General features: G+C 33.4%; 13 protein-coding genes and 19 tRNA genes. 25 read left to right on the plus strand and 7 right to left on the minus strand.

All coding sequences use genetic code 11. From position 1 onward, the window contains the following. Position 1: 1 nt before the first annotated feature. From ACLII3_RS05945 to ACLII3_RS05960, 4 genes are read right to left on the minus strand one after another with little or no spacing between them, the layout of a single operon-like run. Entirely contained in the window at positions 2–1,288 is a 1,287-nt protein-coding gene (locus tag ACLII3_RS05945) for an MFS transporter (RefSeq protein WP_412987281.1), read from the minus strand. 4 nt (positions 1,289–1,292) lie between these two features. Continuing rightward, positions 1,293–2,390 carry an OmpA family protein gene (locus tag ACLII3_RS05950; RefSeq protein ID WP_412987283.1) on the minus strand — a complete coding sequence of 366 codons (1,098 nt, stop codon included), beginning with the start codon at positions 2,388–2,390 and terminating at the stop codon, positions 1,293–1,295. A gap of 30 nt (positions 2,391–2,420) precedes the next feature. Continuing rightward, complete coding sequence (recJ, locus tag ACLII3_RS05955) at positions 2,421–4,109, minus strand: single-stranded-DNA-specific exonuclease RecJ (protein ID WP_412987284.1); 1,689 nt, start codon at positions 4,107–4,109, stop codon at positions 2,421–2,423. A gap of 2 nt (positions 4,110–4,111) precedes the next feature. Beyond that, a complete protein-coding gene (locus ACLII3_RS05960; protein WP_412987286.1) occupies positions 4,112–4,534 on the minus strand; it encodes an OsmC family protein in 423 nt (140 codons plus the stop codon). Between the two features lie 116 nt (positions 4,535–4,650). On the opposite strand from ACLII3_RS05960, the gene ACLII3_RS05965 reads away from it, so the two are divergent. From ACLII3_RS05965 to ACLII3_RS06080, 24 genes are all read left to right on the plus strand, one after another. Then, positions 4,651–5,241: a carboxymuconolactone decarboxylase family protein gene (locus tag ACLII3_RS05965; protein ID WP_412987287.1), complete on the plus strand. Its 591-nt coding sequence runs from the start codon at positions 4,651–4,653 to the stop codon at positions 5,239–5,241. Next, complete coding sequence (locus ACLII3_RS05970; RefSeq protein WP_412987288.1) at positions 5,213–5,995, plus strand: toxin-antitoxin system YwqK family antitoxin; 783 nt, start codon at positions 5,213–5,215, stop codon at positions 5,993–5,995. Before ACLII3_RS05965 ends, ACLII3_RS05970 begins: the two co-directional genes overlap by 29 nt. Before the next feature lie 711 nt (positions 5,996–6,706). Further along, positions 6,707–6,780: transfer RNA gene (locus ACLII3_RS05975), tRNA-Lys, on the plus strand. A gap of 6 nt (positions 6,781–6,786) precedes the next feature. Then, positions 6,787–6,873, plus strand: a tRNA-Ser gene (locus tag ACLII3_RS05980). 8 nt (positions 6,874–6,881) lie between these two features. Next, a tRNA-Ala gene (locus ACLII3_RS05985) sits at positions 6,882–6,954 on the plus strand. Between the two features lie 102 nt (positions 6,955–7,056). After that, a tRNA-Cys gene (locus ACLII3_RS05990) sits at positions 7,057–7,130 on the plus strand. A 6-nt stretch (positions 7,131–7,136) separates the two neighbouring features. Further along, a tRNA-Tyr gene (locus ACLII3_RS05995) sits at positions 7,137–7,219 on the plus strand. 5 nt (positions 7,220–7,224) lie between these two features. Further along, positions 7,225–7,296, plus strand: a tRNA-Trp gene (locus ACLII3_RS06000). Between the two features lie 84 nt (positions 7,297–7,380). Continuing rightward, positions 7,381–7,452: transfer RNA gene (locus ACLII3_RS06005), tRNA-Asp, on the plus strand. Positions 7,453–7,457: 5 nt separating this feature from the next. Next, positions 7,458–7,544: transfer RNA gene (locus ACLII3_RS06010), tRNA-Ser, on the plus strand. 6 nt (positions 7,545–7,550) lie between these two features. Further along, positions 7,551–7,623: transfer RNA gene (locus tag ACLII3_RS06015), tRNA-Pro, on the plus strand. 83 nt (positions 7,624–7,706) lie between these two features. Then, positions 7,707–7,778 (plus strand) — tRNA-Val (locus tag ACLII3_RS06020). A 12-nt stretch (positions 7,779–7,790) separates the two neighbouring features. Beyond that, a tRNA-Ile gene (locus ACLII3_RS06025) sits at positions 7,791–7,863 on the plus strand. A 7-nt stretch (positions 7,864–7,870) separates the two neighbouring features. Further along, positions 7,871–7,943 (plus strand) — tRNA-Met (locus ACLII3_RS06030). 6 nt (positions 7,944–7,949) lie between these two features. Further along, positions 7,950–8,023, plus strand: a tRNA-Leu gene (locus tag ACLII3_RS06035). 4 nt (positions 8,024–8,027) lie between these two features. Further along, positions 8,028–8,101 (plus strand) — tRNA-Leu (locus ACLII3_RS06040). Positions 8,102–8,107: 6 nt separating this feature from the next. Beyond that, positions 8,108–8,179, plus strand: a tRNA-Arg gene (locus ACLII3_RS06045). Between the two features lie 6 nt (positions 8,180–8,185). Then, positions 8,186–8,256, plus strand: a tRNA-Gln gene (locus ACLII3_RS06050). An 8-nt stretch (positions 8,257–8,264) separates the two neighbouring features. Further along, positions 8,265–8,338 (plus strand) — tRNA-His (locus ACLII3_RS06055). A gap of 80 nt (positions 8,339–8,418) precedes the next feature. Continuing rightward, positions 8,419–8,491, plus strand: a tRNA-Phe gene (locus ACLII3_RS06060). A gap of 83 nt (positions 8,492–8,574) precedes the next feature. Continuing rightward, on the plus strand, positions 8,575–8,832 hold the full coding sequence (locus ACLII3_RS06065; RefSeq protein WP_412987289.1) for a hypothetical protein: 258 nt from the start codon (positions 8,575–8,577) through the stop codon (positions 8,830–8,832). Between the two features lie 169 nt (positions 8,833–9,001). After that, a tRNA-Met gene (locus ACLII3_RS06070) sits at positions 9,002–9,115 on the plus strand. A 227-nt stretch (positions 9,116–9,342) separates the two neighbouring features. Continuing rightward, positions 9,343–11,124 carry a hypothetical protein gene (locus ACLII3_RS06075; RefSeq protein ID WP_412987291.1) on the plus strand — a complete coding sequence of 594 codons (1,782 nt, stop codon included), beginning with the start codon at positions 9,343–9,345 and terminating at the stop codon, positions 11,122–11,124. Positions 11,125–11,930: 806 nt separating this feature from the next. Continuing rightward, positions 11,931–13,028: a slipin family protein gene (locus ACLII3_RS06080; RefSeq protein WP_412987292.1), complete on the plus strand. Its 1,098-nt coding sequence runs from the start codon at positions 11,931–11,933 to the stop codon at positions 13,026–13,028. Positions 13,029–13,071: 43 nt separating this feature from the next. On the opposite strand, the gene ACLII3_RS06085 is transcribed toward ACLII3_RS06080, so the two are convergent. Then, entirely contained in the window at positions 13,072–13,641 is a 570-nt protein-coding gene (locus tag ACLII3_RS06085) for a uracil-DNA glycosylase family protein (protein ID WP_412987293.1), read from the minus strand. A 32-nt stretch (positions 13,642–13,673) separates the two neighbouring features. Next, positions 13,674–14,345, minus strand: coding sequence for a 16S rRNA (cytidine(1402)-2'-O)-methyltransferase (gene rsmI, locus ACLII3_RS06090; RefSeq protein WP_412987294.1), 672 nt, complete (start codon positions 14,343–14,345; stop codon positions 13,674–13,676). Between the two features lie 103 nt (positions 14,346–14,448). Between rsmI and ACLII3_RS06095 the strand changes: the two genes are divergently transcribed. Beyond that, positions 14,449–17,838 (plus strand): gliding motility-associated C-terminal domain-containing protein, encoded by a 3,390-nt coding sequence (locus ACLII3_RS06095; protein ID WP_412987295.1) that lies wholly within the window; start codon positions 14,449–14,451, stop codon positions 17,836–17,838. Here the strand turns inward: ACLII3_RS06095 and ACLII3_RS06100 are convergent. Next, on the minus strand, positions 17,835–18,578 hold the full coding sequence (locus ACLII3_RS06100; RefSeq protein ID WP_412987297.1) for a hypothetical protein: 744 nt from the start codon (positions 18,576–18,578) through the stop codon (positions 17,835–17,837). The two genes, ACLII3_RS06095 and ACLII3_RS06100, sit on opposite strands and share 4 nt — an antisense overlap. Between the last annotated feature and the right edge of the window lie 59 nt (positions 18,579–18,637).

The raw sequence follows: 18,637 nt of genomic DNA on the forward strand, positions 1-18,637 counted from the left end.
TTTATTCTAACTTATCATGTGCTTCCATATCCTCAGTAAGATCTAGGTTTCTAAGTGTTTTATTTTTTATTCCAATAGTAATTACTGTTAATAAGGTCATACTACCTCCAAAAACCACAGCCTTTACTGTGCCCATTAATTTAGCTGTTAATCCACTTTCAAAAGCTCCAAGTTCATTAGAAGAGCCTACAAACATCGAATTAACAGAAGAAACACGTCCTCTCATATGGTCTGGTGTTTTTAATTGAAGAATGGTTTGACGAATAACCATAGAAACACCATCAAAAACACCACTAAAAAATAAAGCTAACACAGAAATCCAAAATACAGAAGACAACCCAAATGCAATAATGCTTAATCCAAATCCAAAAACAGCTACTAATAATTTTAATCCTGCTTTTCGTACAATTGGGATATATGCAGTAGCTAACATTGTTAAAAACGACCCAACATTAGGGGCAGCTACTAAAATCCCAAACCCTTCTGATCCAACCTCTAATATATCTGTAGCAAAAACTGCAGCTAAAGCAATAGCACCACCAAATAATACAGAAATCATATCTAAAGTCAATGCTCCAAAAATAGCTTTAGTTTTAAAAACAAAAGACACACCTTGTTTTAAACTTTGAACCATTGGTTCACCAATATTAGGATTTAGAATTGGTTTTCTTTTAATACGATATAGCATCATTAACGAAAACATTACTAAAACAAATACAATACAAAGTGACCAATGCACTCCAGATTGATCATCTTTACCTAGCCAGCTAATTGAGAAACCAGCAAACGAAACACCTAATACACGCGCCATTTGCCATGTAGAACTATTCCAAGTAGCAGCATTAGGATAAACCTTCTTAGGCACTATTAAAGCGACTAGTGAGAATATGGTTGGTCCAAAAAAGGAGCGCAGTAACCCTCCAAAAAATACTAGAGCATATATAGAATATAACAATTGATTGGTTGACCAAGAATTAAAAACCTCAGGAGATGTAATCCAAAAAAGTCCAAAACTAATAATTGAAAATAAGGCTATACAAGTAGCTAACAGATTACGTTTTTCACGCTGATCTACAATATGTCCAGCAAAAAGCGCCATTCCTAAAGCAGGAATAATTTCCATTAACCCAATAATTCCAATATATAAAGGATCTTTAGTTAATGCATATACCTGCCATTCAATGATTACAAATTGCATAGACCATGCAAATACTAAAGCGAAACGAACTAGTATAAAAATATTAAACTCTCTATAACGAAGTGCTGCGTATGGATCTTTACCGTTCATAAGTTTATTGCCTTTTCAATTGGAACTCAACACGTCTATTTTGTGCTCTTCCTTCCTCATAATCATTATTTCCGATAGGATAATTAGATCCATAACCAAAATAAAGAATTCTATCTTCTTTTAACCCTTTATTTATTAAGTATTGGGCAACAGATTTTGCGCGTTCTGTAGATAAGTCTTTATTATGCTTTTTTGTACCAATATTATCAGTATGACCATAAATTTCAATGTTTAACTCAGGTTGCTTTAACAAATAATTATACAAATCATCTAACTCTTTAATGGAATCTTCCAACAATTCAGCTTTATCAAATTCAAAAAGCACATGTTTAAATTCATATATTTTATTAGGTTCAATAACTGCTTCAACCTCTATTTTTACAGGTTCTTCAAGACTTTTTAACTTCTCCTTAATAACTGGCACAACACTTACATCATCTATATAATAATATGAAAATGGTTTGCTTTTAGAAGTGTTTAGTTTTAAACGTTCTTGCTTCTTATTCTTTTCAAAATTCCCAAGAATAAAGGTTTTCTCGTAACCCAAAGCTGTATAAACAAAAGAGACTCTAATCCAACCTGTTTTGTCCTGATAAAACTGCGTATTGTTTAAGGCAACAAAATTGGATTGTATAGGCTGTTTTGATAATTTTTTGATTGAAATCTCTTCTTCCGTATAATTGGCCAATGGTCTTGGCATAAATAACACATCTATATGCTTTATGGCATGCGTAGCATAATCTGCCAAACTGATGTAAAATGAAACTTCATAATCCTTATCTTTCTCTAAAGTCGACTTTAATGTACCTTGAATATACTCTCTATAATCTCCTTTTGAATATAGATATAATCCAGCAAAACCTTTACCAGATTTAGGCTCTTGCATTCCTGCATGATTAATCTTTCTTACATTATCACTACATGTATTAAAATAATCTGTTGTGCCCAAAGTTGGTGTGGACCATGACGCTACATTATAGTTGAACCTACCAATATACTCTGGACAATACTCATACGCTTCAAAACTAGGATTAACAACTAAATTTTGAGCTATAAAATGTGTCCAACTAAAAAGAAAGGCTAAAAGTATTATTCTTTTCATTTTATAACAACGGAATTCATGACAGCAATATTATTTTATATCCCTCAACTTCAGTTGTAAACTTACATTCCCATTCCAGTGATTTTCATCAATAGAATAGACTGCATCAAAACGTTGTCTATCTTTAATTAAATTTACCTTAGAACCCAATCCAAAGCCAATTCCCGAAAACTTCTCACTGCCTTGTTGATACACATTAACTTTTAAATGCTTATCATCTTCTCCAACACACTTTCCATAACCCGAATCTGTAAGGCCTTCAGTCATAAAAATAGGTGTCATATTTCCTGGGCCAAATGGTGCAAACTGACTCATAATACGCCATAAACGTTGGTCTATATCTTTCAAGCCAATTTGTGCATCAATCTTTACTTCAGGTGTTAATAGGCGTTTATCAATAGTACGTTTTACAACGGCTTCAAATGCCGCTTTGAAAGTTTCATAATTTTCTTCTTTAAGGGTTAATCCTGCTGCATACTTATGGCCACCAAATTGTTCTATATGTTCACTACAAGCTTCCAAAGCATTATATACATCAAAACCTGAAACCGATCGTGCAGAAGCTGCTAGCTTATCACCACTTTTGGTAAACACCAAAGTTGGTCTATAATAGGTTTCGGTTAAGCGTGAAGCTACAATACCAATAACACCTTTATGCCAAGAGGCATCATATACAACTGTGGTATAGCGCTCTTGCTCTTCATTATCTAAAATTTGCTGCAGTGCTTCTTCCGTAATGCGCTTATCTGCCTCACGACGATCCGAATTAAATTCTTCAATTTCACTAGCATAACTAGCTGCTAAATTAAAATCGGTTTCGGTAAGCAAAGTCACTGCATGATTACCATGTTTCATACGACCAGCTGCATTGATTCTTGGTGCTATAGTAAACACCACATCTGTGATGGTCAAAGTATCTTTTTTTACTTGTTGTAAAATCGTTTGTATACCTGTTCGAGGTGCTTCATTAATAACTTGTAATCCAAAATAAGCGAGTACTCTATTCTCTCCTGTAATAGGCACAATATCTGCAGCAATTGCAGTAGCTACTAGATCTAAATATTCGGTTAAATCATCTATTGTATTACCATCTCTTTCCGCTAAAGCTTGAATGAGCTTAAAACCAACACCACAACCACAGAGTTCTTTATAAGGATAATCGCAATCGATACGCTTAGGGTCTAAAACGGCAACTGCATTTGGAATAGCATCTCCTGGTCTATGATGATCACAAATTACAAAATCAACGCCTTTATCTTTAGCATACGCTACCTTATCAATAGCTTTTATACCACAATCCAAGGCAATAATTAAAGAAAATCCATTATCTTCAGCAAAGTCAATACCTTGATAGGACACACCATAACCTTCCTCATAACGATCTGGAATATAAGTTGCAATATTTTGAGAACGTGTTTTTAAATATGATGACATTAAGGCTACCGAAGTTGTACCATCTACATCATAGTCGCCATACACCAATATATTTTCGTTATTAGTTAAAGCTTTCTCTACACGTTGCACTGCCAAATCCATATCTTTCATTAAGAATGGCTCATGTAAATGTGATAAAGATGGTCTAAAAAAATCTTTGGCAGCTTCAAACGTTTCAATACCACGTTGGGCCAAGAGTGAAGCTATAGTATCTTCAATTTGGAGCACTTCTTTAAGATGGTTCGTAATGTCTATGCTTGGTTTTGGTTTTAAGGTCCAACGCATATTTATGAATTATGAAAATGAATATTAGTATTGATTTTAGCAAAACGACGAAACATTTCCATCACACCACAATACTTTTCAATAGATAAGTCTACCGCTTTTTTAATTTTTTTTTCATTTAAATCTTTCCCCGTAAAATGATAATCTAAAGTTACTGTATGATAGTATTTTGGATGTTCATCCGTAAGTTCTCCTTCAACATCCATTTTAAAATCATAACCATCAATTTTCATTTTATCCAAAATAGAAACGACATCTAACCCTGAGCAACCAGCTAAAGATGATAACATCATAGCTTTAGGACTTAAGCCAAAACGTTCATTACTTCCTTCAACATCTGTATCCATCATGACCGTTTTCCCACTAGGGTTATCCGATTCAAATTTCATTCCGCCTTTCCATACTGTGGTTATTTTATTTGACATATCTAAAGTTTTTTTTGTTTATTGTGTTAGTAATTATTTCGATTATTCGACTTAGAGCACAAGCTATATGCTTATCTATTCAAAAATACTATTAATAAATTAAAACATACACCTCTATGGCTTTAGTAACTCCATTGTCACCAGATCATGATTTAGAAACCAAAGAATTAGCAGAATTTTTTAACGAAACCTTAGGGTTTTGTCCAAACTCTGTATTAACTATGCAACGTCGTCCTGCCATAAGTAAAGCGTTCATCAACTTAAACAAAGCAGTTATGGCCAATGAAGGTCGTGTAACATCTGCCTTAAAACGTATGATTGCTTGGGTAAGTAGTAACTCAACAGGTTGTCGTTATTGTCAAGCACATGCCATAAGAGCTGCTGAACGCTATGGTGCTGAACAAGAACAATTAGATAATATTTGGGAATATCGTACGCATCCTGCTTTCTCTGAAGCTGAACGTGCTGCGTTAGATTTTAGTTTGGCTGCTTCATTGGTTCCAAATGCTGTAGATGAAGACATCAAAAAACGTTTATACAAACATTGGGATGAAGGCGAAATTGTAGAAATGCTTGGTGTGATTTCATTGTTTGGATACCTTAATCGTTGGAATGATTCTATGGGAACTAATATTGAAGAAGGTGCTGTAGAAAGTGGTGAACAATATCTTGGAAAGCATGGATGGAATAAAGGGAAGCATGTTTAAACTAAAACTTAACGGCATTTTTCTAATTTGTCTTCTTTTGATTACTAGTTGTAATAAAAATGAAAACAAAGAGGATCAATCATTCACACTTATAAGTAAAGATGATTTCTTTGTGGAATATGGTTCGTATGAAATTTATAAAGATGCTAAAACAAAAAAAGTTCTAAATGGCTATTATGTTATTGGAAATGGCTTAGTTAAATGGGAAGAATTCAACGTTGAAAATGGGGTTTTAAATGGCATTTATTTGTTTTACCATAACAATGGAAATATTTCTATAAAAAGTAATTATGTAAAAGGAAAACTTCAAGGTGAAGAAATTTATTACTATCCATCTGGAGCAATTCAACAAAAACACTCATATAAAAATGGAGTAATTCTAGGTTTACAAACACATTATTATGAAGGTGGTCAAAAAAAAACTGAATCAAAATATATTAATGGTAAGTCAAACGAATCAACTTCTTATGATTTAGTTGGAAACATTACTTCCCAGTCCTTTTTAAAAGATGGGTTAAGCATAAGACAACAAATACGTAATGGAAAACTCATTTCAGAAACTATTTCATCTACCTATGATGATTACGAGGCTATGAAATTTTATAATGAAGATGGCAGTTTAAAACATCATCTTAGAATGATTGAAAACAACGAAATCCCTATTATTATTGAGCTAGATGATAAAGGAAACGAAATAAAACGTTTAAATATTAAAGAAAATCCGCAAAAGGCAATCGAATATATGCCCTTTTAATGAACTAAAAAATACGTTTTGTCGTAAATTTATTACATATTTGCACTAACAAATGACACAAGTTAGAATACATATGGAACCTAAATCACTGTTAAGTCAGTGTGATTATCGAGGAATTGTAGCCGATTTTTGGACTCGATTAGGGCGTTTATGTATCAATATTTGAAAGATTTTAGTATGAAATAAGTATAAAATAAATCAAGATATAAAGCGTCCACGTAAAACTGGACGCTTTTTTTATGAAAAAAATTAAAAAATTTTAAATGTTATTTTAAAACAACACATAACTAGATGATAAACAGTAAGCAATTGGGAGACAGACTATTGCCATAACACATAATTTTCTGCATAAAGCGGACAGGAATCCTATTACCTTAAAACAATGCAACTATTTGATTTTCAATTAATTATATTGAATTTTTATTTGTGTATTTCAATTTTTCATTTCATATTTGCATCGTCAAATCATTGATAACAAAACAAGACATGATACAAAGTTTACAACATATACTCTATAGTCAATTTAAGATTAGTTCGCCGAAAATTTTTATGGGAGCTGCTAATAAAGTTGATTATAATATTATCAAAAGGGAGAAAGATAAATGTATACATACATAGGCATATGTATGATATTCAATATTAAAAAGCATCTCCCAAAAAGAGATGCTTTTTTTATGCGTGTTCATTGACATACTGACAACCAAACAAAATTGATGTGTAGCTTAATTGGTTAGAGCACTCGACTTTTAATCGAGGGGTTGTGAGTTCGAATCTCACCACGTCAACAATAAGGAAGGACAAGCCAATTGGCGGTGGCCACAGTTTTGAAAACTGTTCGGAGTTAACGACTCGTGTGAGTTCGACTCCCACTTCTTCCGCAACATTTGGGGATATAGTTTACCTAGCCAAAACAGTGGTTTTGCATACCACAGAACGGAGTGCAAGTCTTCGTATCTCCACAAAAGGTATTGTAGCTCAAAGATAGAGCAGGCGCCTAAGATGCGCCAGATGAAAACCTCTATTGTTCAACAGTTCAGTAGATAACTTTCCAATATCATAAAGACAAGGTGGCTGAATGATTAAAGCAGCAGTCTGCAACACTGTTTTTTTATGAGTTCGACTCTCATCCTTGTCTCAAACTGGAAGTATTGAGCAACTGGTTGGCTCGCCAGACTGTAAATCTGGTCTCTAAAGAGCGTGTAGGTTCGAATCCTACTACTTCCACAAATGCGTCTATAGTGTAATTGGCAGCACGTAAGTCTCCAAAACTTTTAGTCGAGGTTCAAATCCTTGTGGACGCGCAAACACATATCTATGGTGTAATGGATAGCACAGGAAGCTTCTACCTTCCAAATCTAAGTTCGACTCTTAGTAGATATACAAATGGTTCATTGGGGTAACGGCTATCCTTCCCGACTGTCTCTCGGGAGATACGAGTTCGATTCTCGTATGAACCGCAATTGGAGAGTAGGCAAATATTGGTTTGTTGCGCTTGATTGCTAATCAAGTCCATATAAAAGTGGTGAAGATTCAATTCCTTTACTCTCCGCAAAAACTGGGAATAGAACAATTGGTAGTTTACTCGCTTTGGATGCGAGAGGTTGTAGGTTCAAGTCCTGCTTCCCAGACATAATATTCCGTTGGTCAAATGGTTAAGACGTTTGACTTTCTATCAAGACTTAGGAGTTCAATTCTCCTACGGAATACAACTTGAGGTATAGCTCAGTGGAAGAGCATCACGCTTACATCGTGAGAGTCACAGGTTCGATCCCTGTTGCCTCAACAACCTATAAATTGAAGTATAGCTTAATTGGTAGAGCATCACTCTGATAAGGTGATAGGTTTAGGTTCAAATCCTAATACTTCAACAATTTTTGAGATATAGCTTAACTGGCAGAGCATCGCTCTCATAAGGCGAAAGGTTTAGGTTCGATTCCTAATATCTCAACAAGCTACAGGAATGGCGAAAACGGTAAACGCGCTTGACTTAGACTCAAGAATTTGAGAGTTCGAATCTCTCTTCCTGTACTAAGCTCCACTAGCCCAATTGGCAGAGGCATCAGTTTTAAACGCTGTTAAGTCAAAGTTCGAATCTTGGGTGGAGTACAAAATAAGCTTATGGTGTAATGGATAGCACTCAAGGTTACGAACCTTTAAGTATAGGTTCGAGTCCTATTAGGCTTACAACAATGACTTGTGGTGTAATGGCAGCATTCAAGACTTTGAATCTTGAGGTAATGGTTCAAATCCATTCAGGTCATCAAAAATGGTGTCTTTAGTTTATGTGGTAAAACGCCTCACTGTGAATGAGAAGAACAGGGTTCGAATCCCGAAGTCACCCCAAAAGTGTCTATAGTGTAACGGCTCGCACGAGAGGTATATCCTCTAAGATCAAGTTCAACTCTTGATTAGACACTTCAACAGGAGTAGTAGCAAAGTTGGTCAATGCGGCGGACTGAAAATCCGAAGATACAGGTTCAATTCCTGTCTATTCCACAAACATTTTAAACAATTAATTATGAGACAAACAGTACTTTCAAAGGTTTTTATATAAAACCGAGGACAGCGGACGCTTTATTGTGAAATCTCAGGTCACAGGCATCACTTATTTTGTAGAGCCTATTGACAATGGGAAACCCGATAAACTATGGGGAGACATAGATCCCGCAACTAAAAAAATTACAGGCGACTATGGAAACAAACGTAAAGGTGCTGTAGATGCAAAGGATTCTTTAATAACTCGTCAAAATGGTTTTAAAAACATTGACACTTTTAAAGGAAGTCCTTTGGCTGAAATTGATAGGCGCGATCGTCTATATCAAGAGCAATATAATTGATTTGTTGTCAATTTTCGGATAGATTAAAACTACGCAAAAACATTGCGTACATATGTTCAAATATTTGTAGAATAATTAAAGAAATCTTTTCATAAGATTTTAAATAATGTCTCACCAGGCATTGAGACTGGTGGGACTCCATAAATAAAATGTTCATTAAAATAAAAATGGTTCAGTAACTCAGAGGGTAGAGCGGCGAAATTACTTTTCGCTACTTGGCAAAAAAAAGTTCCTATGAAGATTCATAATCCGCATGTCGTGGGTTCGAGCCCCACCTGAACCACAAAAAATACAGGCAAAGGAAGTTCCTATTTTTTTCCTTTTAGAAAGTTTTACTTCCCGCTAGTTTAAAAAAAAGACACAAAGCGTTCCTATTAATCTGGTTCGACTCCAGAGCTCGAAAGAGCGAGTGGTTTTGTTCACGCTTCGTCTTTTAAAAATAGGTAAAGGAAGTTCCTATATATTGATTGTAAAACAAAATACTTCCCACCTTTTTAAAAATTACTAAAAATGAAAACATTAAAACTATTTAATGCAGTTATCGCAAAAGTACCAACTGAAAGTACTTTTGTTTCAAATCAAGGCTACGTTATTGAGCCTAATGCGTTATGGGCAAAAAAAGAAATCATCAAATTCTATAAGAAAGAAAAATTAGATGGTTATGGTTTAAATAAAACCTTCCACAAATCTTGGTTAAAAATTAAATCTAGCACAAGAGAAAGTCTGTTAATGGATCAGATTAAACATTACATTTCCACTTATGGAAGTAATTTTCAAAATGAGGTTTATATTCCAGAAGAGGTATTGAATGTACCTGAATTGAAGGTTGTTTTTAAAGTTGTAAAAGGATATTCTAAAGAAGAATTAACTCTAAAATGCTTAGAATTATTACAATCTGGAATGGCTTTAAAAGAGGAAACCATCAATGATATTCTTTCTGTTTTAGTGGATGAATTAAAGTATAACTTTACTGGTAAAGAGAATATCAAAAACAAGGAAGCTATTGTAAAAATTGCGGATATGTATGGTGTTTTGCCTTCAGATACAATGGAGTTCTTTAGATATATTATTTACAGAGCTACAGGTGAGTCTCTATTAATAAAAAGTAACGAGGCCATTGAAGCTATAAAGGCGTCGAACTTTAATCCTGCTGTTCAGTTTGAACAATTTGGATTGGAAAAACTGGCTGAAATTTTCAATAGATTCAAACCTTTATTTTTGGCTTTTAAGCCTAAGTGTAGTAAAACCATTAACAAGATATCAAAGCTATCTAAAACACATCACAAACCCCTGGTAGTCAACCCATTGAATCACGTTACTAGTATGATAATTACTGAGGAGGATACACATTGGTTGGATAATGCGATACCATTTGCTTTGTTTAAAGCAATTTCGGCTTGCTATAATAGAATGAAAGGTCAAGACACTTTTGTTTACAGAATTAGAAGCGGAAAATCATTTGTTAAAAAAAATGGTTTCAAAAATGTAGTTTGGGCTAACTATTACTTCTTAGAAAGTTATTTGAAAACTAGATTTGATTTAAGTGGCAAAACATTTTTCTTACCTCATGATGTCCAGTATGCATTACCTACTTCAGAAAAAATGTATGTAGGTAATATACCAACAGGAACCAAGTTTTATGGCGAAAAATTTGCGGTTGGAGTTTATTGGGAAAATGCCTGGGGAGCACATGATTTAGATTTATCTGGATTGAATATCGGAGGCAAAATTGGTTGGAACTCAGCTTATAATCAAGAAAATGGTAATTTGATGTATTCAGGTGACATTACTAATGCACCAAATGGAGCTGTAGAATATATGTATGCTAATAAAGGTTTAAAAGTACCAACCCTAATTAAGAATAATGTGTATTCGGGTTCCACAACCTGTGATTATAAGATTATTATAGGAAAAGGAGATAGTATCAACTATACATATATGATGAATCCTAACCAATTGTTTGCTGAAGTAAAATGTCAATCTGTACAAAGACAAACTATTTTAGGAATGCTACTTCCTGAAGGAAAACAGCAGTGCTTTGTATTGTTAAATTTTGGTGCTGGTCAAGCAAGAGTTTCAGGAAATTCAGAAGTCTCAAACCTTGCAACTCAAGCGTTGTATCAACAATGGACCAACCCATTACTATTACACGAAATTATTGAGTTATTAGGTGGTGAAATTACATCTTATAAAGGTAAAGCTGACTATAACCTTTCTTTAGGTAAATTAGAAAAGGACACTTTAATTAAAGTGTTTATAGAGAGTGACAAACTAAACTCAAACAAATTATAAAGTGTTTATTAAAATATCAAGCTGGTCTTGTTGGGTGTTTCTGTATAGCACTATTGTATAAATCCTTGCAGTGATGTATAAGGTTTTTATATGCAACTAGACTTGAAGGTTTGGCTGTTGACCAAATAGTAGCCATCAATTCTATAAGTCATGGGTTCGATTCCCATCTTCCCCACAATGTATACAGAATAAAATATGGGGAAGTAGCTCAGTGGATAGAGCGATAGATTATTATTCGTGTAGGTTCGAGTCCTACTATCCGTTTGGATATGGCGAAATCGGTAGACGCACTAGACTTAAAATCTAGCGAATTTTAGACATTCTTTTAAATGTCACTTTAGGGCAAGTATGTCCACCAAAGCTAATCATCTTATAAAACTGATTAACAGACTGTCACTCTGTAAAAAAATGGCAAAAGCAGTGGATTGCAAATCGGCATTATCAAATTAACAATTAGTGTTCACGATAAAGCAATCTTGAATGTACCTTGAAATACTAATTTCAATACGTAAAAGTATGTACTTCTTGTATGCAGAATTTTATTTTATATATCATTCTTATAAAACTTAATCCCTATTACATAAACTATTTACAGCAACATATTGTATTTGTATTTCCGTACAGGAAAGATGATTTGCTTTCGCTGTTTTTTAAAAAATGAATTTCAATATACTTTTTTGATAGAATACACTTCTTGATTTAAAGTTTTGACAAATCCTCCGTTACAGGAGTTGTCCTCCAACCCAAAAAGGGTTAAAATAAATGTTTAACATTCCTGAAATAATTTCGGGATAAAAATTAGTAAAATGAAACAAGTAAGAATTAATGCAGGAAAATTAGGTTTGGTTTTCAGAGGAGGTGATTATGTTAAAGTCATTACACAAGGAACGCATTGGATTGGTTTCAACAAACGTGTATTGGTTTATTGCCTTTCTAATATTTTTAATGCTCCAATAGCGTTAGAGATTTTACTTAAAGATAAAACGTTGGAGGCCATGTTAGATGTAATTGAGGTAAAGGATAGTGAACTAGTTTTGGTTTATGAAAAAGGAAACTTTAAAACAGTACTACCTGCTGGACGATACGCATACTGGAAAGGTTTAATAGAACGTGAGTTTACTCAAATTGACCTAAGTAAAATTTACATTACTGAAGCTATTGATAAATCACTATTTAGTAATTATGAATTGAGTAAATACATTAGATCATTTGAAGTTGCTGCTTATGAAAATGCTCTACTTTTAGTAGATGATGTTTATACAAAAATCCTGAAAGGTGGTATATATAGATTCTGGAGAAACGACACTTCAATTAAGATTGCAAAAGCAGATTTACGTCAATTACAATTAGAGATTGCTGGACAAGAATTATTGACTAAAGATAAAGCTGCAATTCGTATCAATTTTTATACACAGTATAAAGTAACAGATATTGAAAAAGCTTTATTAAAGAATAAAGATTACGAAAAGCAACTTTACATTGCTATGCAATTGGTATTACGTGCTTATGTAGGTACATATACTTTAGATGAACTTTTAGAACGTAAAGATAATATTGCAGAAGCAGTATTTAAAGATGTAAAAACAAGTGCAGCTAAATTAGGTGTAACAGTTTTAAGTTGTGGTATAAGAGATGTGATTTTAACAGGAGAAATGAAGGAGATTATGAATCAAGTTCTTATAGCACAAAAAAAGGCACAAGCAAATACAATTACTAGACGTGAAGAAACAGCTTCTACACGTAGTTTGTTAAATACTGCAAAGTTGATGGAAGAGAATGAGATGTTATACAAACTGAAAGAAATGGAATATGTGGAAAAAATTGCCGAAAAAATTGGTGAAATCACAGTCTCTGGTAATGGAAATATGGTAACTCAATTAAAAGAGATTTTCTCTGGAAAATAAGAGTGTGTTTAAAAAGCGTTGGTGTAAAAATCAGCGCTTTTTTTTATAATATCCTTTTGACCTCCAATTCTAGACTTGGCAAAACTTCTTTCTCAAACCAAGGATTTTTAGTTAACCAAAAACGGTTACGAGGTGAAGGATGTGGTAGTACAAAATAGCTTGGTAAATACTCTTGATAATTTACTACAGTTTCGGTTAATGTTTTTTTAGCCTCTTTTTGCAGATAATATTTTTGAGCATACATACCTATTAAAATAATCAATTGTAAATTGGGCATTTTGTCCATTAACAACTTATGCCATTGTGGTGCGCATTCTAGTCTTGGAGGTAAATCACCTGTTTTACCTTTTCCTGGATAACAAAATCCCATAGGAACGATAGCAAACTTTGTAACATCATAAAAATCTTCATCAGAAACTCCAAGCCAACTACGTAAACGTTTGCCACTAGCATCATCCCAAGGAATTCCCGAGTTATGTACTTTAGTTCCTGGAGCTTGACCTATAATTGCAATTTTAGATTGTGGATGTGCTGTTACTACTGGACGTGGTCCAAGTACTAAATGTTCTGAACAAATAGTGCATTGTCTGATGTTATGTAATAACTCTTCCATCTGTATACTCTATTTGTCCTAAATAAAAACGTTTACTTACCTTTTCCTGCTACAATAATTACAATTTCACCTTTGGCTGGTTTTGCTGTATAATATTCTAAAACTTCTTTGGCTGTTCCTCGTTTTGTTTCCTCATAAAGCTTAGTCAATTCTCTAGATACAGACACCTGTCTATCCTCACCAAAGTACTCACAAAAATTTGTCAAGGTTTTTAATAGTTTATGAGGTGATTCATAAAAAATTATTGTTCTAGATTCTTCTGCCAATATCTTTAATCGAGTTTGACGTCCTTTTTTTACTGGAAGAAAGCCTTCAAATACAAACTTATCATTTGGTAATCCACTATTCACTAAAGCAGGCACAAATGCTGTTGCTCCTGGTAAACACTCTACTTCAATATTATTTTCAATACAAGCACGAGTTAATAAAAATCCAGGATCTGAAATTGCTGGTGTTCCTGCATCACTCACCAAAGCAATAATCATTCCTCCTTTTAATTTTTGAACAATCGTATCAACTGTTTTATGCTCATTATGCATATGATGTGATTGTGTAGGCGTAGAAATCTCAAAATGCTTCAACAACTTTCCCGTGGTACGTGTATCTTCAGCAAGAATTAAATCTGCAGACTTTAAAACTTCAATAGCCCTAAATGTCATGTCTTGAAGGTTGCCAATTGGTGTGGGTACAATATATAGTTTCATCAAATACCTTTAATAATTCTCAAAATTACAACCTTTTATTTAAAATAATACGCAACCTTTTCTTACATTTAGTATCTCTTAAAAAAATATACCTACCATAATTATGAATAAATTACGCTATTTAGCATTCATATTTTCCCTAATAATTAATTATGGTGTAGCACAAACAACAGATTTATCGGTTGTGGTAGAAGCACAAGATTTATCTGGAAACGAAATTTCTCAAGCTCATATATACGAGGAGTTTCAATATATTGTTACTATTATTAATACAGGTGACTCTGTTACTAATGCTTCTTTTACTCAAGTTATTGATGAAAATATTACGGTTTTATCTTATCAAAGTCAAAACCAACAAGGAGGTGCAAGTGAAGTTGGAAGTTTAACTCTAACTCCTGAAAATATGTTGCTAGGAACGATAGCAGATTTACCTAACAACTCAAGTGTACAAGTAAAAGTTATCGTTAAAGCACCTTTAGAGATTGGTGGCGTAGCCACTAATGTAAATGTATTTTCTCCTTCAGATGTCCAAGACACAGATTTAACTAATAATCAATCTATTATTTCAATTGATATTACTGATGTAGACATAGATTTTACAGTAACCTATTCGCAAGTAACGCCTCCAGAAGGTACAGGTATTAGTGCTTGGGGAGATACTGTAACTTATCAATTTACTATAACAAATAACAGTATTATAGATTACCCACTAGATGGTTTTAGGGGAAAAATGAGCTTAAGTAGCCCATTAGCTAATGGGCAAGCAGTCGTTCAACAAATTAACGCTAATTGTATTTCTGGCACTAACGGTACAGATTGCCCAGCTACACCTATTGGTCAAGGAGCTGTAGAAGTTATTAGTTCTTCCGTTAATCTTTTTGAATTTCTTACACCTCATGTATTCACATCGGGAGGTTCGTTAACTTTTGATGTTACTTATCAATTTTTAGAACCAGCTTGCGGCTTTGAAGACGATAGTATTGAAGTACAAAGCAATATAGAACTTGTTTTAAATCACACTAACGAATCTTCTAACCTATCAAATTCTATTACAACAGAATTACTTCCTGCAAATCCATGCGAAGTTACTGATCCTTGTATAGAAACGGTTCAAATTAATCCTGATCCATCTCTAATGGTAGATTGGGGAGAAGAAGTGACGTTTGAAACAACTGTTTGTAATAATGGCCCATTAGAAGCTCCTATGCGATTCTTTTTACAAAACCTATCTCCTAATATTGCTTGGAATATTATTTCAGTAGATTGCATTGATACTACTAATGGTATAACATGTAACGACTTTACGCTATCAATTGATAATAGTGGTATTTTTTGGACAAGTAATAATTTTATAATGCCTGTTGGAGCTACTATTACTGTAGTTACAGTTGTAGAATTTATTGAACCTGAATGTGTTGCTAATGCTAATATTAATAATGCTCATATAAGAACCGGAACTAATTTACTCTCAAATACCATTTTTGATAGTGATATCTTAAATAGTGTAGATAGTGATTATGTTATTTTACCAGATTCTGAGTTATGCCCAAATATAGACTTAACTATTACAAAAACTCAAATAAGTCCAATATTACCTGAAGGTGAAAGTGAATCTAATACTACTTCTTGGGGAGAAATAGTTTATGAAATAACCGCTACCAACCTTGATCTTAATGAAGATGCTTTAATATTAATAGACGACTTTTTTACTTCTGGAACGAATCCAGTTATTGGAACACTTACTGCCATTGATTGTGTTTCTACCACTGGAACTGCTGAATGCTTTTCAATCCCAAATAATGCCTTAAATATTCCGCTAGATGGCATCCCTCAAGATGGGGAGAATGATATGTTTTGGCAAATTACTGTCGAAGATAATTGGGTACTGCCAGCAAATAGTTCAGTTACATTTACTGCTACTGTTTTATGGGAACCAGAATGTGATACAGAGCCTATTAGAGTTACAAATAATGTAGAAATAGATCATGCTGATGCAAATACAGACAATATTGCTAATAATGATGCTTCTGTTTCAACATTCTTAGCACCATGTATAGATTTGGTTGTACAAACTTTTCCTGAGAGTACCTCTGTATTAACTGACGAACCTTTTAATTGGATTGTTGATATATCTAATAGTGTAACAAGTTCTAGTGCTGTTGATGTTCTTTTTGAGAATATATTAAGTGATGTTTTTACTGTAAATGGCACTCCTACTTGCGAAGTTACTTCGGGTAATGCGACATGTGTTTCTTCCTTTAATATTGATAATAATTTAGTTTCTGGAACTATTCCTAGTATGGAAGCAGGATCTACCGTAAGAATTTATATTCCAGTAATTGCACCACAATTTGGAGGTGCTTTTCCTAATCAAGCCGAAGCTACACCTAGTCCTATTAACAACGAAGAAATTACACCTGAAACTAATATTTCTATTAGCAATGTTCAAGTATTAGCACCAGAGCTTACAAAACAATTTAACCCAGAAACTATTGTTCAAGGTTTCGAAAGCACCCTAACTTTTACAGTACATAACATAGACACTAATGCAATACAAAATGGCATTGGGTTTATTGATAATTTACCTGCTGGAATTACACTTTCTGGAGAACCATTTTGGGTTAATGCTAATGGATGTACTGCACAATTTACTGGAACTATTGGTGATGACTTTGTAGGCATTAGTAATTTAACTTTCCCTGAAGGCGTAGCATCATGTAGTTTTGCAGTAAACGTAACCAGTAATACTATTGGAACCTATATTAATGAAGATGCTAATTTTAGTGAGCAAGTTAATATTGACACCTCACAAACTTATGCAACACTTAATGTAATTGAGGATACTAGCAATGTAGATATTGAAGTTTTAAAAAGTGTAACTCCTGAAGAAGTTGCCTTAGGAGGCGAAGTAACTTTTACAATTAGCATTACTAACTTAGGTACCACTACTGCTACTGCTATTAATATTTTAGAGCAATTACCTAATGGATACTCTTATGTTTCATCACAAACAAGTAATGGAATTTATGATGAACTTTCTGGAATATGGAGTATAGACACCTTATTGCCTTCTGAATCTGAATCTTTGACTATTGTAGCCACAGTTAGTGCTTCAACTGAATTGGAAAATATTGCTTTACTAAACAGTGTTAATGAAATAGACAGAGATGATACTAATAACGAAGATACTGCTTCTGTTACTGTAAACAATTGTTTAAATGTTCCTGAAGGAATTTCACCTAATAACGATACCTATAATGACACATTAGTAATTCCTTGTATTGAAGATTATGAAAATAACATTCTAAAAATCTACAATCGTTATGGTGCGTTAATTTACGAAACGACTAATTATGATAATTCATGGAATGGAATAGCAAATATAGGTTTGCTCAAAACAAACGAAATACTTCCAGTTGGGACTTATTTTTATGTATTAGAGATTAAAGAGTTAAACGAGCCTTTAGTAGGTTGGGTTTATTTAAATTATTAATTGTATTTATTTTCAATTATTTCCATAAACCTAGCTTCGTACTCTTCTTTTCCTTCCCAGTTATTATAATCTGGCTTAACAATACTTTGAATTAAATTACTAGCTTCCTCAAAAGTTTCAGAAGTATTTAACTGTGACAATACACGTTCGTAATCTTCATTATTACCATCAAATAAATGTTTAATAAAAGCTAATTTATCATTTAACCCTATACTTAATCCGTTACTTTTCAGCTTGTCGTTTAATGATTTTTGACCTTCTTCTTTAATAGATTTCTCACCATTAGTAACAGGTTCAAAAATTGGCATTTGGTCAAAACCCGCAGTAATTTCATTTAAATCATGCTCTACTTTAGCTGTTTCAACTTTTTCTTCAACTAATAAATCAACCTGTTGTGATTCTTGAGGCATTTGAGCAACTATATCTTTTATTTTCTCCATTACAGGCTCCATAATACCATCATCTTCAACATCATCAACATTTATGTAAACTTGATTTTCAATTTCCACAGTATCACTAACCGTATTATTAAAAGCTTCATCTAACATTCCAAAAAAGGATGAATCATTCCCAATAGTTGGTAAGTCCTCTTCAAAATTTTCTTCGGCAAATTTTAAAACCGTTAACTTCTCATAAAGTTCTGCAACCTCAGCATGCATCTTAGCTACATCTTCCTTTCCTGTTAATTTAAGAATTCTATGCGCTATGCTTATTAATTCAGATTCTAATTTCTTCTTCATAACTTTTAAAATTTAGCTTTTGTTTTTTAATAAATTTGCGCCACCTTTATGCAAACGAA

Origin of the sequence: Pontimicrobium sp. IMCC45349, assembly GCF_047219225.1 — a bacterium.
Taxonomy (GTDB): domain Bacteria; phylum Bacteroidota; class Bacteroidia; order Flavobacteriales; family Flavobacteriaceae; genus IMCC45349.

Excerpts from the sequence above, each read along its gene's own strand:
- ACLII3_RS06080 (WP_412987292.1), top strand. The coding sequence starts at position 11,931 with ATGAAACAAGTAAGAATTAATGCAGGAAAATTAGGTTTGGTTTTCAGA.
- ACLII3_RS06085 (WP_412987293.1), bottom strand. The coding sequence starts at position 13,641 with ATGGAAGAGTTATTACATAACATCAGACAATGCACTATTTGTTCAGAA.
- recJ (WP_412987284.1), bottom strand. The coding sequence starts at position 4,109 with ATGCGTTGGACCTTAAAACCAAAACCAAGCATAGACATTACGAACCAT.
- ACLII3_RS06075 (WP_412987291.1), top strand. The coding sequence starts at position 9,343 with ATGAAAACATTAAAACTATTTAATGCAGTTATCGCAAAAGTACCAACT.
- ACLII3_RS06095 (WP_412987295.1), top strand. The coding sequence starts at position 14,449 with ATGAATAAATTACGCTATTTAGCATTCATATTTTCCCTAATAATTAAT.
- ACLII3_RS05970 (WP_412987288.1), top strand. The coding sequence starts at position 5,213 with ATGGATGGAATAAAGGGAAGCATGTTTAAACTAAAACTTAACGGCATT.
- ACLII3_RS05965 (WP_412987287.1), top strand. The coding sequence starts at position 4,651 with ATGGCTTTAGTAACTCCATTGTCACCAGATCATGATTTAGAAACCAAA.
- ACLII3_RS06100 (WP_412987297.1), bottom strand. The coding sequence starts at position 18,578 with ATGAAGAAGAAATTAGAATCTGAATTAATAAGCATAGCGCATAGAATT.
- ACLII3_RS05950 (WP_412987283.1), bottom strand. The coding sequence starts at position 2,390 with ATGAAAAGAATAATACTTTTAGCCTTTCTTTTTAGTTGGACACATTTT.
- ACLII3_RS05945 (WP_412987281.1), bottom strand. The coding sequence starts at position 1,288 with ATGAACGGTAAAGATCCATACGCAGCACTTCGTTATAGAGAGTTTAAT.
- ACLII3_RS05960 (WP_412987286.1), bottom strand. The coding sequence starts at position 4,534 with ATGTCAAATAAAATAACCACAGTATGGAAAGGCGGAATGAAATTTGAA.
- rsmI (WP_412987294.1), bottom strand. The coding sequence starts at position 14,345 with ATGAAACTATATATTGTACCCACACCAATTGGCAACCTTCAAGACATG.